Here is a 15,472-nt window from a genome sequence, read left to right as displayed (position 1 = left end):
AATTGTGTTATACCTCTTGTTGGCAACCTAACCAGCCTTCACGACCAGGAAAATCCGAACGAACCACTTTCCCAACAGGAAGCGTACTTCTATCTTCTGGTAACAAATGACTTAATTTACAAAACTGAATATCTTGCTGATGCAGCATGTTCAGCAATGCCTCAAACTGGGAAGACTTCGACATGCCTTCGACTTCGGTATGGATCGTATAAACAGGAACCCCGTGATCATGTTTGATCGCATCAAGGATAAAGTGATTAAAATCTGCATCGCTGATTTGTGTTCCAACAACTTCATCATAAGTCGGTAATGTGACAGGAATCTGTACTGTTCCCACTTTTCCGTCCGGCAAGAGCGGCCTGAACGGGTGGGTTCCCCGACAATCACTGTTGTAATCAAAACCAAAATGTTGTTTAACTGCCAGCACACGTTCATCTGCCCGCCAACCCGCAACGGCTGAACATGTCACCGCTTTTCCGGTTGCTTTTTCCAAGGCATCAAGGCCTAACTTGACTTGCTCTGCTAACTCATCCTCCGACCAACGCCCCACTTTCGCCTGCCAACCTTGATGATCCCAAGCATGTAAGCCAATTTCATGACCTGCATCCACGCTTTGCTTCATCAGATATCCGAGATCTCGGGCGATTTTTTTCCCCGGCCAGGCTGTACCCGCCAGCAAGATATCCAGACCATAGAGAGAGGCTGCATTTGATCTCAGCATCTTCCAGAAAAACTTCGGACGCAGCAGGCGCCATAAATGGCGCCCCATGTTGTCTGGGCCAACGCTGAAGAAAAAGCTGGCTTGAAGATGGTGCTTTTGTAAAATCGCAAGCAACCGGGGGACACCTTCCTGAGTGCCCCGGTAGGTGTCCACATCAATTCTCAATCCCACTTTCTTCATAGGTTATGCCCACTCTCTTCCCGTTTTTCCCATTGGTTTTTAGTTTTTCACTCTGGATTCTTCAATCGCGCCACGAAGGAAGAAATCCAAGGTTTCATCAACGGTTTGTTTCATGTCAATGGTGGGTTGCCAACTTAACAGGCGCTCGGCGTTTTTAATGCTCGGCTTGCGGTGTTCAACATCCTGATAGCCTTGCCCATAGTAGCTGCTGCTTTCAATTTTCTTGAATCCGGCAAATGGCGGGAAATGCCCGCGTAATTCATGTTTCTCAAAGCTGTCCAACAACATTTCAGCCAACTGGCGAATGCTCGCTTCATTGGTGGGATTACCGATATTGATGATTTGACTGTCGCATAGCCCATCCCGGTTTTCGATGATCCGAAACAGCGCTTCAATGCCATCATGAATATCTGTGAAACACCGTTTTTGCTCACCGCCATCGACCAGTTTAATCGGGGAGCCTTCCACCAGATTCAAAATCAATTGGGTAATCGCTCTTGAACTACCAATACGCGCTGAATTGAGGTTATCCAGCCTTGGCCCCATCCAGTTAAACGGACGGAATAAGGTAAATTTCAAGCCTTCTTTTGTGCCATATGCCCAGATGACGCGATCAAGCAATTGTTTAGAGACTGAATAGATCCAACGCTGTTTATTAATAGGCCCGACAATCAGGCGCGAAGTGTCTTCATCAAATTCCTTATCATCACACATGCCGTAAACTTCAGATGTCGATGGGAAAATGATCCGTTTATTGTATTTAACACAATAACGAACAATTTTAAGGTTCTCTTCAAAATCCAGTTCAAAGACTCGCAAAGGATTGCGGGTATATTCAATCGGAGTGGCGATTGCCACTAATGGCAGGATGACATCACATTTTTTGATGTGATATTCGATCCATTCCGTATGGATGCTGACATCCCCTTCAATAAAGTGAAAACGGGGATTGCCAATAAATCGTTCAATTGCCGAAGAGCCGATATCCATCCCGTAAATGTCATAATTGCCATCACTTAACAACCGCTCAGTCAGGTGATTACCAATGAATCCGTTGACGCCCAAAATGAGGACACGTTGGCGACGACTGACCTGAGTCGTTGCTTTAGGGCCAACATAACCCCCTGCCACAATGCCCATCTCAAGCGCTAATCGGTGACCTTGCACATAAAGCCCTGACTCACCTTGCCCGCTGATAATTTCCAACGCGCCATCACCACAGGCAATCACGAAGGGATCGATCGAAATGATGGTACCGGGACGTTTGTCATGGGATTGATTAAGCGGCCGTGAACGCCAAATCGTGATTTTACGTTCGCTCAGAAAAGTAAATGCGCCCGGATAGGGTTCGGTCACTGCCCTAATCAGGTTATTGATCTCTTTGACGGATTTATGCCAGATGATTTCACCATCTTCCGCTGCGCGACGGCCAAAATAGGTCGCCTGACTTTCATCCTGTGGCATTGACGGATAATGGCCGGATTTTATTTGAGGCAGAATGTCATCCAATAATCCCCTTGCCGCTTCGCGTATTTTTCCATGCACGACCAGAGAAGTATCATGTTCATCAATCTGTACGATCTGTTGCGCGATAATATCGCCGGCGTCCGGCTTCTCCAGCATTTTATGTAGTGTGACGCCTGTCGCAGTTTCTCCATTGAGTACTGCCCAGTTAACCGGCGCACGGCCACGATATTTCGGTAATAACGAGCCATGCAGATTAAAGGCGCCTTTTTCCGCCAGGGACAAAATTTCCGGACTCAGCATATGGCGATAGTAAAAAGAGAAAATGACATCCGGCTTCATCTCACGAATGCGTTCAACCCAAAGCGGGTGATTGACATTTTCTGGCGCAAACACCGATAAGCCCAAATCAGCGCCAATATGTGCCACAGAAGAGAAAAAGTGATTTTCATTCGGATCATCGGTGTGAGTAAATACAGCCTGAACATCAAAGCCCGCTTTGACTAATGCTTTAAGTCCGACACAACCAATATCGTGATAGGCAAAAATAACTGCTTTCATTCGCTTTCTTCCTGATTGTCGTTGGTCTTCTCAACTCCGACCACTTTTTGAATAAAATAACGCGGGCGAGCACGGACATCGTTATATATCCGGCCAATGTATTCACCCAATAATCCCATTGCGACAAACTGTGCCCCGATGAACATGAAAAGGATCGCGAACAGGGTAAACACCCCTTCGGCAGCCCACATGGAACCGAGTATAAGACGCAAGGCAATCAACAATACCGCCAACAGAAAACCGGTTATGGCAATGATACTTCCCGCGACACTCAATAATCGCAATGGCGCCGTTGTTAAGCACGTCAGGAGGTCATACATCAGGTTGATCAGTTTCATAAAACTGTATTTGGAATCCCCAAACTCACGCTCTGCATGGGCGACGTCAATTTCTATCGTTCTACGGGCAAAGGTGTTGGCAAGGATGGGAATAAACGTACTGCGTTCATGGCATTGGAGCATCGCGTGTATAATGTGACGCCGATAGGCGCGCAACATACAGCCATAATCCCCCATCGAACGTCCCGTCGCCTTGGTTATCAGCGCATTGATTATTTTAGACGCGGTTTTACGGAACCAAGAGTCCTGACGATGAGCACGGCGTGTCCCCACGACGTCATATCCCTCTTCGGCGGTTTTAACTAAACGGGGAATTTCTTCCGGCGGATTTTGTAAATCAGCATCAAGTGTAATGACCAGATCACCGTCAGCTTGATGGAAACCTGCCATGATAGCGGAATGTTGCCCATAATTACGGTTAAGAAAAATCGCAATCACATGATTTTCCGGCGATTCAGCCGCGTGAGTTAAGATCTCGACAGAGCTATCGCGACTGCCATCATCAATCAGGATTAATTCGTATTTCTGTTCTAGTTTTTGACATGCGGCGAGAGTTCTTTCCAATAACTGGGGTAAACTTTCTTCTTCGTTGTAAACAGGAATAACGACGGAAACTTTTTTGATTTTCTCAAATGTCACTTATTTATGCTCCGAAAGAATTTCAGTTATCGCATTCACGACACGATCGACATCGCCATTGCTCATATCCGGGAAAAGGGGTAATGAACAAAGTGTTGACGAATTCCACTCTGAGACCGGCAGGGAAAGCTGTGGATAACGCTCACGATAATATTTCTGTGTATGCGCGGCCCTGAAATGCAAACCCGTGCCAATATTGCTGTCCTTTAGGCGAGCCATGAAAGTATCGCGGTCAATACCACAGGTATTTTTGTCAACACGTACCATAAAAAGATGATGGGAATGCACATGCTGATATTCAGGCGCTTTCAGCATTTGCAAAGGTGAATCAATAAGTGCGGCAGCATACCGGGCCACCAGCTCCCGACGGCGTTCATTCATTGAAGCCAGCTTGCCCAGTTGCACGACTGCCATCGCCGCATGAATATCTGACAGGTTATATTTAAAGCCCGGTTCAATGACTTCTGCCTGTGGTTTCCTGCCCTGAATTTGTCGGTCAAAAGCATCAACCGCTAATCCATGAAATTTTAAACAGCGGACTCGTTGGGCAAGTTCATCATCATCTGTAACGAACATGCCGCCTTCGGCACAGGTCATGTTTTTAATGGCATGGAAAGAGAAGATTGCCGTTCCCCGCTCCCCGACCCATTCATTTTTATAACGGGTACCGACAGCATGGGCAGCATCTTCAATCAGGGGAATATTGGCGGCTTGAGCCACAGCGCGAAGAGCGTCAAGATCACAAGGCGCTCCCGCATAATGAACAGGGAGAATGGCTTTGGTTTTTGGGGTAATCGAGTTTTTGATTGTTTCTGCACTGACCATCAAGGTATCACGGTCAACGTCAACCATGACAGGTTCAGCACCCAACAAACAAATCATATTGATGGTGGAAACCCAAGTTTGGGAAGGCGTGATGACTTCATCACCGGGGCCGATGTTTAGCGCCAACAAAGCCAGATGCATTCCCGCAGTCGCAGAACACAGGGCGACAGCATGTTTGCATCCAAACCGATGAGAAAAATCTTGCTCTAACTGATGGTTTTGCGGGCCTGTCGTGATCCAACCTGAGTGTAAAACTTTTTCTACCGCTTCAATCTCTTCATGGCCAATCGCAGGCCGAGAAAATGGCAAAAAACTATCCATAACCGCCTTATGCCTTTTATGTCCCAAATTGTTTTATAATTGATCGATTCTAAATGATGATTTTTTAACAAAACCTCAACGAAAAACAAATTTTGGTCAACCAAACGCCAAAAGCAGACAGCAGGCAATGATTATGCTGAATTTCACTGACAGAAATTACCCGTGGCTGACCCTCCATAATTTATAGCTGGCATTTTTGATATGTCCAATATTTGCCTCAAAAACCTCTGATAAATTTCGTTCTGTCATTACATTCTGTGGCATACCCGATGCCAACAATTTTCCATGCGCAAGCAGCCAGACGTCTGTCGCCTGTTCATACGTGTGGTCAAGGTTATGACTGCTCAATAAGACCGTCCCCCCCAATGCACAAAACTTTGTGGTTAATTTATCCAAAATCGCTTGTTGGGTGATATCAAGATTATTTGTTGGCTCGTCAAGTAAAAGTAAACGCCCGGCAGGATTCAGTTCCGGCCATATCTGAAAAAAAGTGCCGGCTAATCTGACACGCTGCCACTCGCCACCGGAGAGTTGACCTATTGATGAAGAAAGTAGTGGCAGAAGTTTCATTTGCTGGCAAAGCCCGTTCAACACATTTTCGCTCTGGGCTAATGGCGCGGATTCAGGACGAAACATATCTAAGTACTGAAAAACCGGCATAACAGGAACAGAAGACGATTGAGAGAACCAGGCCCGATGCTTTGCCAACTCATGCTGGCGGTAATCCTGCAAGTTCCGGCCATGCAGGCGAATCGTTCCGCTATAGGGTAAAATGCCCGCCACCGCCGAAAGTAGCGTGCTCTTCCCTGAACCATTTAACCCAACCAAATGAATTTGTTTTCCTGCGGTCACCGTCTCAGATAATGCACTCAATCTGTTGTTAATCGTAACGTTATCCAGTTCCAAAATCGGCTGGCCGACCATGTGATTATCCTCATCGCCTTGTCCTGCATTACCAGACAGGCTCAGTATTTCTCAATAGTGACGTGTTCTTAATAACAGCCATATAAAAACGGGGGAGCCTAAGGTGACTGTGACCACCCCTATCGGCACTTCTGCATGAGATAATGACAGGCGGGAAATTAAATCGGCCAACAATAAACCGCTGCCCCCTGCCAATGCACTGGCCGGAAGTAATGCCTTATGATCAGTCAAACCAATCAATCTTAAGATATGCGGGATCACTAAGCCGATAAAACTGATTGATCCTGCAAGGGCAACACTCAAACCCACTAATAACCCAATGACCGATACCAATAAATTACGCCATGTATGGTGAGATATCCCCAGTTGCCGAGCCTGTAACTCGCCAAGAGAGAGATAATTCAAAATGTTGCCTTTGCTGCTTAACCATAAAATGACAGGAAACAAGGCAATAATCAGCCATGTTTGGTGCCAGTCAACACCGCTGAAACTGCCCATCATCCAATACATCAACTGCCGAAGATCCAAACTGGTACTGAAATAGACCATCCATGTCATCAAGGCACCAAAGATCACCCCAAAAGCAACGCCAATCAATAACAGACGGGTATTTGTCACTTGATGCTTTCTGGCAAATGTCAGCAAAATGGCCGTCATGAAAAATGCTCCCAATATCGCGCCAATGCTCAAGAGCCACAATGGTGCAACACCATGAAAGAGAAGTATTAAACATACCACGACCACCCCCGCGCCATTACTGATGCCAAGTAATCCCGGCTCCGCCAACGGGTTTTCAAATAAAGCCTGCATGATTGCACCTGACAGGGCTAAACTTGCGCCAACAACCATCACTGCTACCGCTCTGGGCAGCCTCAACTGCCAGATAAACAACCGGGCAGGCTCCGACAGCCATTGATCAGGCCAAAACCAGATTTCACCTGCGCATAATGACAAAATAAAGAGGATAACGAATAAAACAGATAAAACGGCCATCACTCGATGGTTACGTTTTCTCTGATAAGTGATCAGCTCATAAACAGAGGGCATGTGTGGGCCATTTAGAAAAATAAATACACTTCACATTGGACATAATGAGACATAGAAAGATAAGAAAAAGACCGCTAAGTGCGGCCTTTTTATGTATTTATTCTTTGGGTAACGCTTTTTCCACCCTATTTTTCAGTTTTTGCCCAGGGCGAAAAGTGACAACCCGGCGAGCCGTAATCGGAATATCTTCGCCTGTTTTCGGATTACGGCCTGGACGTTGATTTTTGTCTCGCAAATCAAAGTTGCCAAATCCAGATAACTTCACTTGTTCCCCGTTCTCCAAAGAACGACGCACTTCTTCAAAGAACATTTCTACTAGATCTTTAGCGTCACGTTTGCTAATACCCAGTTTCTCAAACAGATTTTCTGACATTTCAGCTTTAGTAAGCGCCATAAGTTCAGTCCCTCAAGGATGCTTTGAATCGCTGTTCTAATGCAGCAACGCATTTGTTGACGGTCGCAGCAATTTCTTCTTCTTCCAGTGTACGCACGGTATCCTGCAAGATTAAGCTAATAGCAAGGCTCTTGTAGCCTTCCGCGACACCTTTACCACAATACACGTCAAATAAGTTTATGCCAACTATATGATTTACGCCAACTTTCTTACATTCAACCAGAACATCTTCTGCGGCTACATTTTCAGGCACAACAATGGCGATATCACGGCGGTTAGATGGGAAGCGAGAAACTTCTTTCATCTCAGGGATCATGCGGTCTACCAGACTGGTCCATAATAACTCGAATACCACGGTACGGCCGTTTAAGTCAAGTTTACGTTCCAATTCTGGATGAACAACACCTATATAGCCAATGTAATTATTTTCCAGATAAATCCCAGCACTTTGTCCGGGATGTAAAGCAGGATGTTCTTCTGCCTTAAAGGAAATGCTAGATAGTTTACCTGTCAATTCTAAAACAGATTCTAAATCACCCTTCAAATCAAAGAAATCAACTGGTTTTTTTTCAATCGACCAGTGCTCTTCAAAACGGTTGCCTGCGATAACGCCACCAAGCATTAATTCCTGACGAATGCCATGTTCTGCATTTTCGTCCGGCACAAAACGTAACCCTGTCTCAAATAAGCGAATACGGTTTTGCTGGCGGTTTTGGTTATAGGCGACGGTCGTCAATAGCCCGGTCAACAGGGATAAGCGCATGGCTGACATATCCGCCGAAATTGGATTAGGCAGGATCAACGCTTCTTCCTGTGGGTGCAGGCATTGCTGAACTTTAGGATCAACGAAGCTATAAGTAATGGCTTCTTGATAACCTCTGTCCACCAGCATGGTTTTCACCCGTTTCAGCGGCAAATCAGCTTCACGATGTGAAGTCATCAGCAAATCTGCCCGCACTGGCACATCAGGAATGTTGTTATAGCCGTAAATACGGGCAACTTCTTCAACAAGATCTTCTTCGATCTGCATATCAAAACGCCAGCTAGGCGCAACAGCCTGCCAATGACCATCCTGAACAGTGACCTGACAACCTAAACGCGTCAGGATATCGGTGACTTGTTCATCAGCAACATGATGACCAATCAAGCGATCCAATTTATTGCGAGTCAGCGTTATCGCTGCTGGCTTTGGTAAGTGAGATTCACTGGTCGCATCAACGATTTCCCCTGTTTCTCCGCCACAGATGTCGATCAACAACTGAGTGGCATATTCCATAGCTTTGTGCTGAAGCTGTGGATCAACGCCACGTTCAAAACGGTGGGAGGCATCAGTATGTAAACCATAACGACGGGCACGACCGGCAATTGCCAGCGGTGCAAAAAACGCGCACTCCAGCATAATATGCTGAGTTTCTGCGTTAACACCAGAATATTCCCCGCCGAAAATCCCCGCTATAGCAAGTGCTTGCTTTTCATCAGAAATCACAAGTGTTTCAGCAGAAAGTTCGGTTTCATTACCATCTAGCAGAGTGACTTTTTCACCTTGCTCAGCAAAGCGGACAATTATTGACCCCGTCAGACGTTCCAAATCGAACGCATGCAATGGTTGACCTAATTCGAGTAATACATAATTGGTGATATCAACAACCGGATCGATAGAGCGAATACCACCACGACGCAGTTTTTCTCGCATCCACAGCGGCGTGTTCACCTTAATGTTCACGTTCTTGATCACACGTCCCAAATAGCGTGGGCAGGCTTCAGGGGCGTCAACGCGAATAGGGAATGTGGCATCTGTCGTTGGTTTAACCGCTTCGATTTTCGGCTCTGTCATGGACAATTTATTGATAACCGCAACGTCACGGGCAACCCCCATGATGCTCAGGCAATCAGCACGGTTTGGTGTGATGCTGATTTCAATCGCGTTATCGTCCAATTTAATATAATCACGCAGGTCAGTACCAATCGGGGCATCTGTCGGCAGCTCAATGATGCCATCCTGATCGCTGGCAATACCCAGTTCAGAAAACGAACACAGCATGCCTTCTGACGGTTCTCCGCGCAATTTTGCTGATTTAATTTTGAAATCGCCCGGTAGTACCGCACCGACGGTAGCGACAGCGACACGAAGCCCCTGACGGCAATTAGGTGCACCACAAACAATGTCCAACAGACGTTCGCCGCCGACATTCACTTTTGTAACACGTAATTTATCGGCATTTGGGTGTTGTCCACATTCAACGACTTCCCCAACAAATACACCGTGGAATTGACCGGCCACTTTTTCAACACCATCAACTTCCAAACCCGCCATGGTGATTTGATCAGACAATGCTTCACTACTAATGGCTGGGTTTGCCCACTCGCGTAACCAGAGTTCACTGAATTTCATGAGATATACCCGCCTTATTTGAATTGTTTAAGGAAACGCAAATCATTTTCGAAGAACGCACGCAAATCTGTCACTCCATAACGCAGCATGGTCAGACGTTCCATTCCCATACCAAAGGCAAAACCAGAATAGACTTCTGGATCAATACCAACATTACGCAACACGTTAGGATGCACCATGCCACAACCCAATACTTCTAACCATTTCCCATTCTTACCCATCACATCAACTTCTGCGGAAGGTTCGGTGAATGGAAAATAAGAGGGACGGAAGCGTACCTGCATGTCTTCTTCAAAGAAGTTATTCAAGAAGTCATGCAGTGTGCCTTTCAGGTTGGTAAAGCTGATGTTTTTATCAACGATCAGACCCTCGACCTGATGGAACATTGGCGTATGTGTCTGATCGTAATCATTGCGATATACGCGCCCTGGCGCAATGATACGGATGGGTGGCTGACGATCTTTCATGGTGCGGATTTGTACCCCAGAAGTCTGGGTACGCAGCAAGCGAGTCGCATCAAACCAGAAAGTATCGTGATCAGCACGTGCAGGATGGTGTGCAGGAATGTTCAGGGCATCAAAGTTATGATAGTCGTCTTCAATTTCTGGACCAGATTCAACCGAAAAGCCCAGTTCGCCAAAGAAAGTTTCAATACGTTCAATCGTACGGGTAACAGGGTGCAATCCGCCATTTTCCATACGGCGGCCAGGCAATGAAACATCGACTTTTTCTGCTGTCAAACGCACATTCAGAATATCGGCTTCCAACTTTGCCTTACGCACATTTAATGCGTCTTGCACTTCTTGTTTTGCCTGATTAATAACAGCCCCTGCCGCAGGACGTTCCTCGGCTGGTAAGTCACGCAGCGATGACATTTGGAGGGTTAAATGGCCTTTTTTTCCCAGGTATTCAACTCGCACCAAATCCAACGCGGCAACATCCTGGGCTTCTTCCACGGCTGCTTTTGCCTTTGCAACCAGCTCAGTAAGATGTGACATCGTTTTCCTCTTCCTTTGGCCAGATGGCCCTTTAGTTGTTATCGGTTATGTCCCCATACGTTATCGATTAATGAGGCCATAAAAATAAAAAAGCCTCCACACCGGAGGCTCGAGCGCTATTTTTCGTTTCTTTTCTTACGCGCAAAGCCCCCTTATTTCAGGCGCTAAAGTAAAAAAAGAAACGAAAAAAGGCTAATTTTATCATGTTGTTTTTTTCTCCTGTGTCTCTTTTGCCACCGCCAATCGTAACCGAATGACAATGTGATGTGATCATATATTATAGTCAACCACATTTTGGAAAAACGTAAAAGAGGGAGCAAGCTCCCTCTTTTAACCTGACTTATGCCAGAGCGCCCTTCGCTTTTTCAACCAGAGCAGCGAATGCTACTTTGTCGAATACAGCGATATCAGCCAGAATCTTACGGTCGATTTCAATCGAAGCCTTTTTCAGGCCGTTGATGAAACGGCTGTAAGACATGCCGTTCTGACGTGCAGCAGCGTTGATACGAGCAATCCACAGTTGACGGAATTGACGTTTACGCTGACGGCGGTCACGGTAAGCGTACTGACCAGCTTTGATAACTGCCTGGAAAGCAACACGATAAACGCGCGAACGGGCACCGTAGTAGCCTTTCGCTTGTTTTAAAATTTTCTTGTGACGTGCACGGGCAATAACACCACGTTTTACGCGAGCCATATACTTCTCCTATCGTCTCTATCTGAGTTCTAATCTAAAAAAAATTGCTTATGCGTATGGCAAACAAGCAATAACCAGGCCCAGATCACCTTTGGAGACCATGCCTTTTGGACGTAAATGACGTTTACGCTTAGTTGATTTTTTAGTCAGAATGTGACGAAGGTTAGCGTGCTTACGCTTGAAACCACCGCTGGCAGTTTTTTTGAAGCGTTTAGCTGCGCCGCGTACTGTTTTAATCTTTGGCATTTTAATTTCCACTTCGCATTGTTAATTACAACGAACTAGCCAGGCGAACAGGCTCCAGCCAGATTAACTGGAACCCATTACTTGTTTTGCCTGACTATTTCTTCTTAGGAGCGAGCACCATGATCATCTGGCGGCCTTCAACCTTCGATGGGAAGGATTCAACTACAGCCAGTTCACTCAGATCGTCACGGATGCGGTTAAGCATCTCAATACCAATCTGCTGGTGCGCCATTTCACGCCCACGAAAACGCAGGGTGATCTTGGCTTTATCGCCATCTTCCAGAAAACGAATCAGGTTGCGTAGTTTGACCTGATAGTCGCCTTCATCTGTACCAGGACGGAATTTAATTTCCTTAACCTGAATAACTTTTTGTTTCTTTTTCTGTTCTTTGACTGACTTACTCTTCTCATAGAGGAACTTGCCGTAATCCATAATACGACAAACCGGCGGTTCGGCATTTGGGCTGATTTCAACTAAATCAACTCCAGCTTCCTCAGCTTTTTCAAGAGCTTCCCTCAGACTGACAATACCAATCTGTTCGCCATCTAATCCAGTTAAACGAACTTCAGAGGCGCGAATCTCTTCATTAATGCGATTTGGGCGCGCCGGTTGAATTCTTTTTCCGCCTTTAATACCTTATTCCTCCAATTGATGAAGATTACGACTGCGTATTTCTGTCAGCAGTTTCTCTGTAAACTCACTGACATCAATGCTACCCAAATCCTTGCCTCGGCGAGTACGAACGGACACTTTTCCTGATTCGACTTCTTTGTCGCCACAAACAAGCATGTAAGGCACTCGACGCAGAGTGTGTTCACGGATTTTAAAACCAATCTTCTCGTTTCTCAAGTCTGCTTTTGCACGAATGCCTGCATCTTGAAGTTTTTTTACCAATTCCTGTACATAATCTGACTGACTATCCGTAATATTCATGATGACGACCTGCTGAGGTGCCAACCATGTTGGGAAAAACCCTGCATATTCTTCTGTCAGGATACCGATAAAGCGTTCCAGAGAACCCAGAACTGCACGGTGAATCATTACAGGAACCTTACGTTCGTTATTTTCACCTACATACGACGCGCTCAGACGTGCTGGTAGTGAAAAATCGAGTTGCACAGTACCACATTGCCACGCACGATCCAAACAATCATAAAGGGTAAATTCAATTTTAGGGCCATAAAATGCCCCTTCACCCGGCTGATATTCAAATTCAATGCTGTTTTGGGTCAATGCTTCAGCAAGATCCGCTTCTGCCTCATCCCATTGTTTTTCCGTGCCAATACGTTTTTCCGGGCGAGTTGATAATTTGACAACAATCTTCTCAAAACCAAATGTCGCGTACACATCATAAATCATTTTGATGCAGCTACTGACTTCTTGCAGAATTTGATCTTCAGTACAGAAAATATGTGCATCATCTTGAGTAAAGCCACGTACACGCATCAAGCCATGTAAAGCGCCTGACGGCTCGTTACGGTGGCAGCTACCAAATTCAGCCATGCGCAAAGGCAAATCACGGTAGGATTTCAATCCTTGGTTGAAAATCTGGACATGACCCGGGCAGTTCATCGGTTTTACGCAATATTCACGGTTTTCCGATGAAGTGGTGAACATATTTTCTTTATAGTTTTCCCAGTGCCCTGTTTTTTCCCACAGGATACGGTCCATCATGAATGGGCCTTTTACTTCCTGATATTGGTACTCTTTGAGCTTCAGGCGGACAAACGTTTCCAATTCACGGAAAATTGTCCAGCCATCATTATGCCAAAACGCCATGCCTGGTGCTTCTTCCTGCATATGATACAGGTCAAGCTGCTTACCAATCTTACGGTGATCGCGTTTTGCCGCTTCTTCCAGACGCTGCAAATAGGCATTAAGCTGCTTCTTATCCGCCCATGCCGTACCATAAATACGCTGCAACATTTTGTTGTCACTATTGCCGCGCCAATATGCCCCTGCCACTTTTTGCAGTTTGAAGTGATGGCAGAAACGCATGTTAGGGACATGTGGCCCACGGCACATATCAATGTATTCTTCATGATGATACAGGCCGGGACGATCATCGTGGCTGATATTTTCATCCAAAATCTGGATCTTATATTCTTCACCACGAGCCGAAAATGCGTCACGCGCTTCTTGCCAGCTCACTTTTTTCTTAATGACATCGTAGTCTTTTTTAGCAAGCTCCAGCATGCGTTTTTCAAGCAGCTCAATATCTTCCTGCGTCAAAGAGCGATCCAAATCGACATCGTAATAGAAACCATTATCAATGATAGGACCGATAGCCATTTTCGTATCCGGCCATAACTGTTTGATTGCATGGCCCAACAGATGTGCACATGAGTGGCGGATAATTTCCAAGCCTTCTTCATTCTTGCTGGTGATAATCGCAAGATTGGCATCAGTTTCGATTAATTCGCAGGCATCAACCAATTCACCATTAACACGGCCAGCGATACACGCTTTTGCCAAACCAGCACCGATATCACGAGCGACATCCATGACAGAAACAGCATGCTCAAATTGACGTTGACTACCGTCAGGAAGAGTAATTACAGGCATTTAAAATCCTTATGTACAGTGGTGACCCACACGAAAGATCACTTGCATTAAATCAAATTCATTATTAAATCAGTACGTTAGAGATAAACCCTCGCTTCACTCCGCAAGATGTGTACATGTTTAAGGAAATAACTTCAAAAACATCAGGTACATTTACCCTAACTCGCCCGACATACTATCACACAGAGTAAGGGTTAAAATAGCTCTGTGAGAAAAGATTTAAACCATTTCCAGCTTCACTTAAATAGTTTTTATAATAGTGAAAGTTTGCAATCTTATCCCGTGCAACACACGGGATAAGATATTTATTCCTATCATTTTGAAACACTATTTAATCACTTGTCATAATTTCATTTTTCCAATAATGACTATATGTTTTTTCATTGTTAGCTGGGTCAATGATATAATATTCGAAGTAAATAACCCCTATTCCACCGTCCGTATATCCTTTCACATCATTAAGTTCTGGTGACTCAATTTTAATAATGATTGTCGACAAGTTTCCTCCTGGATTATCTGGCGCATGTGGGGCAACAGCTTTAAATATTCTATCAAGATTCTGATTTGCTGATCTAACATACATTCTCAAATATATCTCTTTACCCCAAATGGGATAAGACTGATCATTTTCATCATTAGTACACATAATTTTTGCATACAACTGATATCCACTGACAGAAGAGTTAGATACATCATCTTGGGTGATATCTTCATTATTGGGTTTTTTATCATCATCAGAGTGTTCAAGTTTAGGATCTTTTTTGATATCAGCATAATTGGAGAAAATCCTGGGCATATTATATATTCTTTTGACACTATCATCAGGCGCGCCTATTCCCTCTCCGACATATTTAACCTGCTGAATCCCTGAATATATACTATTGCCAAAATCCGGTGCTATCACATAATAGAGCATTGAATCTGTTTCAGATGGAAAAACTTCTCTTTTCATCACAAATGTATAACTATAAGCACTTGAATTGTGCGAAACATCGGCAATCTTTTGCACTGGAAATATTAAACCTTCTGGATCAAAAGAACCATCGTCTTTTTGCTTGTTAAAAAATAAAATCCTGTCAGTCAAAGACGCATTAGGATAAGAATCAACTTGTGCGTCAAAAAACTTATCTCCACCACCGTCCAATAAATCTCCGGAGAG

Annotated in this window: 14 protein-coding genes and 1 other annotated feature; all 14 genes read right to left on the bottom strand. The window is 45.0% G+C overall.

Annotation, left to right across the window (positions count from 1 at the left end):
- Positions 1-7 precede the first annotated feature (7 nt).
- The gene (gene arnD, locus PSI17_RS00070; RefSeq protein WP_273549983.1) at positions 8-901 is read right to left on the bottom strand and encodes a 4-deoxy-4-formamido-L-arabinose-phosphoundecaprenol deformylase; all 894 of its coding nucleotides are present in this window, start codon (positions 899-901) and stop codon (positions 8-10) included.
- A 39-nt stretch (positions 902-940) separates the two neighbouring features.
- Positions 941-2,926: a bifunctional UDP-4-amino-4-deoxy-L-arabinose formyltransferase/UDP-glucuronic acid oxidase ArnA gene (gene arnA, locus PSI17_RS00065; protein ID WP_273549982.1), complete on the bottom strand. Its 1,986-nt coding sequence runs from the start codon at positions 2,924-2,926 to the stop codon at positions 941-943.
- On the bottom strand, positions 2,923-3,903 hold the full coding sequence (arnC, locus tag PSI17_RS00060; RefSeq protein WP_273549981.1) for an undecaprenyl-phosphate 4-deoxy-4-formamido-L-arabinose transferase: 981 nt from the start codon (positions 3,901-3,903) through the stop codon (positions 2,923-2,925). Before arnC ends, arnA begins: the two co-directional genes overlap by 4 nt.
- Complete coding sequence (arnB, locus tag PSI17_RS00055) at positions 3,904-5,049, bottom strand: UDP-4-amino-4-deoxy-L-arabinose aminotransferase (RefSeq protein WP_273549980.1); 1,146 nt, start codon at positions 5,047-5,049, stop codon at positions 3,904-3,906.
- 156 nt (positions 5,050-5,205) lie between these two features.
- Entirely contained in the window at positions 5,206-5,973 is a 768-nt protein-coding gene (gene btuD / locus PSI17_RS00050) for a vitamin B12 ABC transporter ATP-binding protein BtuD (protein WP_273549979.1), read from the bottom strand.
- 51 nt (positions 5,974-6,024) lie between these two features.
- Positions 6,025-7,020 (bottom strand): vitamin B12 ABC transporter permease BtuC, encoded by a 996-nt coding sequence (gene btuC / locus PSI17_RS00045; protein ID WP_273549978.1) that lies wholly within the window; start codon positions 7,018-7,020, stop codon positions 6,025-6,027.
- A gap of 97 nt (positions 7,021-7,117) precedes the next feature.
- Positions 7,118-7,414 carry an integration host factor subunit alpha gene (ihfA, locus tag PSI17_RS00040; RefSeq protein ID WP_038233943.1) on the bottom strand — a complete coding sequence of 99 codons (297 nt, stop codon included), beginning with the start codon at positions 7,412-7,414 and terminating at the stop codon, positions 7,118-7,120.
- A gap of 4 nt (positions 7,415-7,418) precedes the next feature.
- Positions 7,419-9,806, bottom strand: coding sequence for a phenylalanine--tRNA ligase subunit beta (pheT, locus tag PSI17_RS00035; protein ID WP_273549977.1), 2,388 nt, complete (start codon positions 9,804-9,806; stop codon positions 7,419-7,421).
- A 14-nt stretch (positions 9,807-9,820) separates the two neighbouring features.
- Positions 9,821-10,804, bottom strand: coding sequence for a phenylalanine--tRNA ligase subunit alpha (pheS, locus tag PSI17_RS00030; protein ID WP_273549976.1), 984 nt, complete (start codon positions 10,802-10,804; stop codon positions 9,821-9,823).
- A gap of 83 nt (positions 10,805-10,887) precedes the next feature.
- Positions 10,888-11,010: a sequence feature (Phe leader region), on the bottom strand.
- Between the two features lie 134 nt (positions 11,011-11,144).
- Complete coding sequence (rplT, locus tag PSI17_RS00025) at positions 11,145-11,501, bottom strand: 50S ribosomal protein L20 (protein WP_010847342.1); 357 nt, start codon at positions 11,499-11,501, stop codon at positions 11,145-11,147.
- A gap of 48 nt (positions 11,502-11,549) precedes the next feature.
- Complete coding sequence (gene rpmI / locus PSI17_RS00020; protein ID WP_004157374.1) at positions 11,550-11,747, bottom strand: 50S ribosomal protein L35; 198 nt, start codon at positions 11,745-11,747, stop codon at positions 11,550-11,552.
- A 94-nt stretch (positions 11,748-11,841) separates the two neighbouring features.
- Positions 11,842-12,381: a translation initiation factor IF-3 gene (gene infC, locus PSI17_RS00015; RefSeq protein ID WP_071827254.1), complete on the bottom strand. Its 540-nt coding sequence runs from the start codon at positions 12,379-12,381 to the stop codon at positions 11,842-11,844.
- Between the two features lie 3 nt (positions 12,382-12,384).
- Positions 12,385-14,313 carry a threonine--tRNA ligase gene (thrS, locus tag PSI17_RS00010; RefSeq protein WP_273549975.1) on the bottom strand — a complete coding sequence of 643 codons (1,929 nt, stop codon included), beginning with the start codon at positions 14,311-14,313 and terminating at the stop codon, positions 12,385-12,387.
- A gap of 331 nt (positions 14,314-14,644) precedes the next feature.
- Positions 14,645-15,472: hypothetical protein (locus PSI17_RS00005; protein WP_273549974.1), on the bottom strand; the 828-nt coding region annotated here is incomplete at its 5' end.

The organism is Xenorhabdus sp. IM139775, assembly GCF_028598745.1.
GTDB lineage: Bacteria > Pseudomonadota > Gammaproteobacteria > Enterobacterales > Enterobacteriaceae > Xenorhabdus.
This window is presented reverse-complemented; position numbering and strand designations above follow the sequence as displayed.